Consider the following 1499-nt stretch of genomic DNA (forward strand, 5'->3'; position numbering starts at 1 on the left):
GAAGACTGGCCAGACGCACTGCTTCTTTGCGGAACTCTTCGGTGTACGCTGGATTACGATGTTTAGCCATAAATCACCTCTCAATTAGACCCTAGATCTAACTTAGTAAAGTGTCTACTAAACGTGGGGTACTCGGAAACATAACGCCCAATTAAGTTGTGAGCAACGCTGCCACATGACCTAAACACTTCACCGTAATCACCAAACTAATTGAAACCAAAAGTGCCGAGCGTTGCGAATCAGCTTGAATTGCTTGTTAGGCATTTATTTTAAACAACTTTTTAGCCAAATCAGCAACAATGAATTCACTTGTAAGTTTTGAAGGTTTCACTTTTTTTGGTAATAACATTGCCGCTACCCGCTTGTTTGAAATTGACACTCTTTTGGGAATCGCTAACTGAGCCTTTAACTTTGAATAATAGAATGTTGCCTGCTGCGCATAATTATTTGCCGTAAAATGCTCCTCTGATTCAACACTTCTTTTGAAGATTAGCTCCAAGAGTTCTCCATGTTTTTTATCGTCGTTTAGTATTTGTTTTTTAACCAATCCAAAATCATTCAAAATCACAGTCAAAAGTTGCTTTTCATTTATGATGATCGTTATAACATTATAAGGATAACCTATACTGCTTAACGCAAATGACGGTTCTATATAATCCGGTAGTTCAGTAATAATAACTGAACCAAATGGGGCTGGATAAAGGCTAAAACCTGGTTTTCCAAAGTTCGCTAAAATTGATCTTGCAAATTCTATCCCCTTAAAGACCTCTTCATAAGTCAACACCATGCCTTTTAACTTGTCTTTCCTATCTTCAGGAAATTGTGAGTCCTTTAAATTCAAGCCAACATAAATTTTTAACGCCCATACGAATAATTCTTGCTCTGTTGCATCACCATTTTTAATTTTATCTTCTATTTGAGAGAATCTTATTCCATTACACAACTTACAAGCCGGTAACACCTCATTGATGTATTTAACTTCAGAATCATTTCTGATCCTTAGCTTTGAATGCTTAATACCATATTTTCGATGCATCCACTGAGGTATTACATGCTCTTTTGTATCTGGAGACTTACCACAAAACATACAACCGTTCATTAATGTATCAATTCCTCTAAATGCCTAACGCCCAATTAAGTTGTGAGCAACGCTGCCACTTTACTAAAACACTGCTCCGTAATCACCAAACAAGTTGAAACTGAAAGCGCCGAGCGTTGCGAATCAACTTGAATTGCTTGTTATGCGTAATTTTTGACGTATTTTGTCATTGCTGTTTCCGAGACTGACAAACCGTCGATTCTATATTGATCTTTGAACTCTCCAACAACATTGAACCCTGCCTTTAGGTAGAGGTTCTTTGCTGGGAAATTCTCTGATAATACACAAAGATCAAGCCAGTCAATTTCAGCTTTTTCTTGGCAGAAATTTATAACAGCATCAATGAGTCTTTGACCAAGACCTTGCTTCCGGCAAGAAACATCTACGCCCATACCTAATA

General features: G+C 37.5%; 2 protein-coding genes. Both read right to left on the minus strand.

Annotation, left to right across the window (positions count from 1 at the left end; translation table 11 throughout):
• Positions 1-256: 256 nt before the first annotated feature.
• A complete protein-coding gene (locus tag ELS82_RS24905; protein ID WP_134837761.1) occupies positions 257-1099 on the minus strand; it encodes a hypothetical protein in 843 nt (280 codons plus the stop codon).
• 140 nt (positions 1100-1239) lie between these two features.
• The coding region (locus tag ELS82_RS24910; RefSeq protein ID WP_134837762.1) for a GNAT family N-acetyltransferase at positions 1240-1499 on the minus strand (260 nt) is incomplete at its 5' end.

It is taken from the genome of Vibrio ouci (assembly GCF_004551525.1).
Lineage (GTDB): Bacteria > Pseudomonadota > Gammaproteobacteria > Enterobacterales > Vibrionaceae > Vibrio > Vibrio ouci.

Bases quoted from the DNA above. Each gene is read 5' to 3' on its own strand.
- ELS82_RS24905 (WP_134837761.1), bottom strand. From the start codon at position 1,099: ATGAACGGTTGTATGTTTTGTGGTAAGTCTCCAGATACAAAAGAGCAT.